A 1,393-nucleotide genomic window follows, 5' to 3' on the forward strand; every position below is an offset into this window, starting at 1 on the left:
GCTCATAACAGACCACGAGTTAATTGGCTCACCTGCTCCTGAATACTTCGTATCATACTCATCTGGAAGACCTAAATCATGACCAAATTCATGCGCGAATACACCAACTGCTCCGTCTTCCGGCTCAATTGTGTAGTCGTATGCTGCCATTTTACCGCCCCAGTTATCAACCTTTGCTTTTGTTCCTTCAATTGGATATGGTGCTCCAAGGTTCCAACGATGTGACCAAATTGCGTCATCACCTAGTCTACCACCGCCTCCATCTTGCCCAACTCCAGCGTGAATAACCATTAAATGATCAATAAGACCATCTGGTTCATTTTTATTGCCATCACCATTATTGTCATATTGATCGTATTGATCAAATTCCGATAAATCAATACCACTTTCTACTGCTGCATTTAATGCCTCTTTTACAAAATCACGAGGTCCTTTTGGTCCTTGATTATCATGACCGCCATCTCCTGCATCTGCACCATAATCCGCTGCATTACCAGGAACTGTCAACCACTTTGTTACTGTCCCATCGACTGTATAACTACCACCCGATTGCTCTTCATAATATTGTTTAAATGTTGGGGTTTTTGAACCATCAAAGAGTGTAAACGGCTCATCACCAAATAACATTTTTTGATAATGTTCTGGATTAAAATCATTTGAATACATATAACCTGGTACTTGATCAATATTGTTATGCTTAAAGTCATCAAACTCCACTAGCAATACAAGAACTTTATCTTTACGAACATCACCATTATATTGTTTTTGCTTCGCTGAAGTAGTTGGTACTTTGCCGTTTAATCCCCCTTTAACCGGCTCTTGTCCAGCTACTGGGCCACTAACAGGTTGGTTTACTTTTTCTTTCTCATCTGCTTTTGCATCTTTAACTTTTTTCAAAAAGTCAGAAGCTTCTCTCGTAACACTGTCCCCCGCTGCTGGTTCTTTTCACTCCCATACCCAAATGTGCAACTAAGCACAGCTGCCGCCGCAAGCGTAGACAGCACTTTAAAAGGCTTTTTCTTCATCCCTATTCCTCCCCAATATTAAATACGGTACAATGTTTATATAATAAAGAATATTCTAATAATTTGCAATATATTGTCTTAATTTGTAATATTTTTGAAAATATTCTTTGTTTTAGATTGGTATACATTCTGATTCATCGATGTTTATGGTTGCTTCTTGCAAATGATTGATACGTATAAGAGCTTACGTTTATCGTGTAATTGTTAATTCTTATGCAATAAAAAATAATTATCGTTTACTCCTTAAAATGGTAAAATCATATTTGGAGGTGTAATTATGCAAAAATTCAGTACAATTTCAATAGTCTTGATGTTTATAGGACTATTATTATTCGGATTAAATTGGATAATAGATGGCTATTCTGAAC

1 pseudogene is annotated in these 1,393 nt (G+C 36.9%); it reads right to left on the reverse strand.

Annotation, left to right across the window (positions count from 1 at the left end):
* Positions 1 to 1,025 (reverse strand): annotated as a pseudogene (locus tag AC1DJR_RS31580) (immune inhibitor A domain-containing protein); the annotation flags it as partial.
* Between the last annotated feature and the right edge of the window lie 368 nt (positions 1,026 to 1,393).

The sequence above is a fragment of the Bacillus sp. 05T31 genome (assembly GCF_056396725.1).